Consider the following 4,645-nt stretch of genomic DNA (forward strand, 5'->3'; position numbering starts at 1 on the left):
GTCACAGCCAGTTGTTGCGACGGAACGTCACGAACAGGCCGGTGCAGAGCGTCGCGATGATGCACAGCACCACCGGATAGCCGAAGCTCCAGCGTAGTTCGGGCATCTGGTCGAAGTTCATTCCGTAGATGCCCGCGATCATGGTCGGCACCGCGGCGATCGCCACCCAGGCCGAGATCTTGCGCATGTCGGTGTTCTGCTGCACCGCCACCTTGGCCAGCGCCGCCTCGACCAGGGTGCTCAGCACCTCGTCGAACTCCGCGATGCGCTCGGCGACGATCGTGTGGTGGTCCTGCACGTCGCGCAGGTAACGGCGGACCTCCTTGCCGATCCCGACGCCGGTGTCGTGCCCGAGTCGTTGCAGCGGGCTGGCCAGCGGGTTCACCGACCTGCGCAGCTCGACGATCTCTCGCTTGAGGAGGTAGATCTGCTCGATCGCGACGCGACCGCGGGGGCTGAAGACGTCCTCCTCCATCAGGTCGACGTCCCGCTCCACGGATTCGGTGACGGCGAGGTAGCTGTCCACGACGTGGTCCGCGATGGCGTGCAGGACCGCGGTCGGTCCGAGTGCCAGGCGCTGCGGGTGCGCGTCCATGTAGGCGCGGACGCCGGCGAGCCCGGAGTGCTCGCCGTGGCGGACGGTGACGACGAAGTCCGCGCCGACGAAGATCATGATCTCGCCGGTCTCGACGATCTCGTTCGCGGTGGTGATCGACTCGTGCTCGACGTAGTTCACGGTGCGCAGCACCAGGAACAGCACGTCGTCGTAGATCTCGAGTTTGGGGCGCTGATGGGCGTGCACGGCGTCCTCGACCATCAGCTCGTGCAGCCCGAAAACCTTTGCCACGCTGTTCATCTGATCCGCGTCCGGCGCGTGCAGGCCCACCCATGCGAAACCCTCGCCGCGGGAACGGACCTCCGCGAGCGCGGCCGAGTGGGTGAACCGGCCCGGCAGCCGCACGCCGTCCACGTACACCGCGCAGTCGACGATCGCCCTTGCCGCGGGTACCGGGACGACTTTCCGTGTCGGAACCGGCTTTCGAGCGGGGCGAAGCGACGGCAACGGCGGTATGGACGGCACGGGCGGTCACTTCCTCGGCGGGTGGGAGACGATCCGAATCGATCGTATCGCCGCCTGCGGCCGTGCACCCGTTCGTCTTCCCGCGGCCCGGCGCGCGCGGGCCTGCGACAATGGCGGGGTGCGTATCGACCTTCACACCCATTCGACGGCCTCGGACGGCACCGAGAGCCCGGCCCAGGTGATGCGGTCCGCCGCTGCGGCAGGACTGGACGTGGTCGCGCTCACCGACCACGACACCACCGCCGGCTGGTCGGAGGCGGTCGAGGCGCTGCCCCCGGGGCTGAGCCTCGTCCGGGGGATGGAGATGTCGTGCGAGGGTCGTGGCGAGGACGGCAGGCCCGTCGCGGTGCACCTGTTGGCCTACCTGTTCGACCCGCAGAACGCGGTCTTCGCGCGGGAACGGGAGCGGCTGCGGGCCGAACGCACCTCGAGGCTGCGGGTGATGGCCGAGCGGATGGCCGCGGACGGGCTGCCGATCGACGCCGACGCGCTGATGGCCGCGGCCGGACCGGCTGTCGGCCGCCCGCACCTGGCCCGCGCACTGGTCGAGGCCGGGGTGGTCGGCTCGGTGAACGAGGCTTTCGCCGACCTGCTGCGGACCGGCGGCCGGTACTACGTGCACAAGCAGGACACGCCCCTGCCCGAGGCGGTGCGGATGGTGACGCAGGCCGGCGGCGCGAGCGTCCTTGCGCATCCGCGGGCGGCGAGCCGGGGCCGGTTGATGTCGATGGACCAGATCGGCGAGCTGGTCGCGGACGGGCTGTCCGGGGTGGAGATCGAGCACCACGACCACAGCGCGGAGGACGCCCGGCTGCTCACGGGTCTCGCGCGCGACCTCGATCTGGTCGTCACCGGGTCCTCGGACTACCACGGCATCAACAAGTCGGTCGTGCTCGGCGAGTTCGTCACCGCACCAGACCAGTTCGAGCGGATCGTCGACTCGGCCACCGGTGTACCGCTGGTCCGGGGGATGAGCGAGCAACGTCGATGACCTTCGACACCACGCTGTACCTCACCGCCGTGATCACGTTGTTCGTGATCATGGACCCGCCCGGCGCGATTCCGGTGTTCCTCTCGCTCGTCGGCCGCAAGAACCGGGAGGCGCGAAATCGGGCCGCCTGGCAGGCGCCGGCGGTGTCGCTCGCGGTCATCACGGTGTTCGCGGTCGGTGGGCAGGCGATCCTGCGCTACCTGCACATCGGCATACCGGCATTGCAGGGCGCCGGCGGGCTGCTGTTGCTGCTGATCGCGCTGGAGTTGCTCACCGGCCGCGACGCGAACCAGCCGCAGGGCGCCGAGGACGTGAACGTCGCGCTCGTGCCACTGGGCACCCCGCTGATGGCGGGACCGGGGGCCATCGCCGCGGTGATCGTGTTCGTGAGCCAGGCGGAGGGCCATCCGTCGTCGTATCTGGCCATCGGGTTGGCGATTCTGACGATTCACCTCATCCTGTTCTTGGTGCTCCGGTTCTCCACGGTGCTGATCCTGCTGCTCGGCGAGAGCGGTATCACGCTGCTCGCGCGGATAGCCGGGCTCCTGCTGGCCGCGATCGCGGTCCAGCTCATTGCGGACTCGGTCCGCGGATTCATCGCAGGCGGGTAGGCGAGTGTCGATCGACGAGTACGAGGAGTACACCGAGCCCGGGGCCGGTCCCGGCCGCGAGCGGCGGCGGAGCGGGGCGTCCCGCGGCCTGCAGGCGCTCAGCGGCGCAGTCGCCGCAGGTGTGGTGGTGCTCGCGCTGGTCGTCGTCGGCACGGCCTACCTCGGCGGGCGACGCGGCTTTCCCGGGCCCGGGGGGATGTCGGTCGGCGCGCACATCGTGGCGGCGGTGGCGGTGGTCGTCGCGCAGTGGTTCGCCGATCACCGGCGCGGTGCGGTGGCAGTGGGCGGGTCGATCGCCGTGTTGTTGGTCACAACGCTGTTGCTCTGGACTCAGTGGTGGGGGTAGCTCACGTGATTCCTACTCACCAGTGAGATTTGCCCTCGGTGAGGCATCGGTGGCACACTTGCTGCACTCCAAGCCGGTGCTACCCCCCGGTAATGAAGTGAGAGTCGGATTTACCAGCGGCAGATTCAGTGCCTGGGCCCACCCCGCCCGGCGCGTTCGCGCTTCCGAAGTGAGTGCTGTGCCCGTAGACCAAACGGGATTTGATCGTGCACCCTCGGTTAGCCTCACCCCCATCTCGACAAGAACCTGCGGCTGCGTCGAATTTGCCTTCGGCGCTGCTACTTACCAGTAACCCGCCCCCGAGTGGGAGCGGCTTGAGTAGGAGTGTCATCGTGTCTTCCGTGTCTGAAGCAACCACACCGAACAAGGTTGAGCTGACCGACGAGGAGATCTTCGCGGGCCACATCGGTGGCAAGCTCTCGGTCGAGACGACGGCCCCCCTCGACAGCCAGCGCGCGCTGTCGATTGCGTACACCCCCGGAGTGGCTCAGGTCAGCCGCGCCATCGCCGCGGACGAGACGCTGGCGGATCGCTACACCTGGACCAACCGCCTGGTCGTCGTGGTCAGCGACGGCTCCGCGGTGCTCGGCCTCGGCGACATCGGGCCGCGTGCGTCGCTCCCCGTCATGGAGGGCAAGTCCGCGCTGTTCAAGAACTTCGCCGGCCTGAACTCGATCCCGCTGGTGCTCGACACCAAGGACCCCGACGAAATCGTCGAGACCCTGATCCGGCTCCGGCCGAGCTTCGGCGCGGTCAACCTCGAGGACATCTCGGCTCCGCGCTGCTTCGAGATCGAGAAGCGCGTCATCGAGGCCCTCGACTGCCCGGTCATGCACGACGACCAGCACGGCACCGCCATCGTGGCCCTCGCCGCCCTCAAGGGTGCGGTCAAGGTCCAGGACCGTGACATCACCGCGCTGCGCGTGGTCATCTCCGGTGCGGGTGCGGCGGGCGTGGCCTGCGCGAACATCCTGCTCGCGGCCGGCATCGCGGACATCACCGTGCTCGACTCCAAGGGCATCGTCTCGAGCGACCGCGGCGACCTCAACGAGATCAAGGCCGACCTCGCGGCGCGCACCAACCCCGCCGGACGGACCGGGGGCATCGCCCTGGCGCTCGACGGCGCGGACGTGTTCCTCGGTGTGTCCGCCGGAACCGTGCCGGAGGAGATCATCGCGACGATGGCGCCCGAGGCGATCATCTTCGCGATGTCCAACCCGGATCCGGAGATCCACCCGGACATCGCCGCCAAGCACGCGGCAATCGTCGCGACGGGTCGCAGTGACTTCCCGAACCAGATCAACAACGTGCTGGCCTTCCCCGGTGTGTTCAAGGGTGCGCTGGATGCGGGCGCGCGCCGGATCACCGAGGGCATGAAGCTCGCCGCGGCCGAGGCCATCCTGTCCGTGGTGGCCGACGAGCTGGCTGTCGACAAGATCGTGCCGAGCCCGCTGGACCCGCGGGTCGCCCCCGCGGTGGCCGAGGCCGTCGCGGCCGCCGCGAAGGCAGAGGGCGTCGCGGGCTAGTCGCACCCCCGCAGCCGCACATTCACGGTGATGGGAACCATCATTCGGTCAGACCGAATGATGGTTCCCATCAACCGTTTCGGGGGTGGG

5 protein-coding genes are annotated in these 4,645 nt (G+C 68.9%); 4 read left to right on the top strand and 1 reads right to left on the bottom strand.

From position 1 onward, the window contains the following. Position 1 precedes the first annotated feature (1 nt). On the bottom strand, positions 2 to 1,072 hold the full coding sequence (locus ACFXGJ_RS23990) for a magnesium and cobalt transport protein CorA (RefSeq protein ID WP_378625762.1): 1,071 nt from the start codon (positions 1,070 to 1,072) through the stop codon (positions 2 to 4). Between the two features lie 127 nt (positions 1,073 to 1,199). Here ACFXGJ_RS23990 and ACFXGJ_RS23995 point away from each other — a divergent pair, with 127 nt between their 5' ends. The 4 genes from ACFXGJ_RS23995 (at position 1,200) to ACFXGJ_RS24010 (ending at position 4,555) form a co-directional block, all read left to right on the top strand. Next, complete coding sequence (locus ACFXGJ_RS23995) at positions 1,200 to 2,072, top strand: PHP domain-containing protein (RefSeq protein WP_378625757.1); 873 nt, start codon at positions 1,200 to 1,202, stop codon at positions 2,070 to 2,072. Further along, positions 2,069 to 2,683 carry a MarC family protein gene (locus ACFXGJ_RS24000; RefSeq protein WP_378625758.1) on the top strand — a complete coding sequence of 205 codons (615 nt, stop codon included), beginning with the start codon at positions 2,069 to 2,071 and terminating at the stop codon, positions 2,681 to 2,683. The genes ACFXGJ_RS23995 and ACFXGJ_RS24000 overlap by 4 nt, the downstream gene beginning before the upstream one ends. A gap of 4 nt (positions 2,684 to 2,687) precedes the next feature. Further along, entirely contained in the window at positions 2,688 to 3,029 is a 342-nt protein-coding gene (locus ACFXGJ_RS24005; protein WP_378625760.1) for a hypothetical protein, read from the top strand. A gap of 332 nt (positions 3,030 to 3,361) precedes the next feature. Further along, complete coding sequence (locus ACFXGJ_RS24010; RefSeq protein ID WP_378625761.1) at positions 3,362 to 4,555, top strand: NADP-dependent malic enzyme; 1,194 nt, start codon at positions 3,362 to 3,364, stop codon at positions 4,553 to 4,555. The last annotated feature ends 90 nt before the right edge of the window (positions 4,556 to 4,645 follow it).

This window comes from Rhodococcus sp. NPDC059234 (assembly GCF_042754225.1).
Taxonomy (GTDB): domain Bacteria; phylum Actinomycetota; class Actinomycetes; order Mycobacteriales; family Mycobacteriaceae; genus Rhodococcus_G.

Coding starts and splice junctions, on each gene's coding strand:
- ACFXGJ_RS24000 (WP_378625758.1), top strand. CDS start 2,069: ATGACCTTCGACACCACGCTGTACCTCACCGCCGTGATCACGTTGTTC.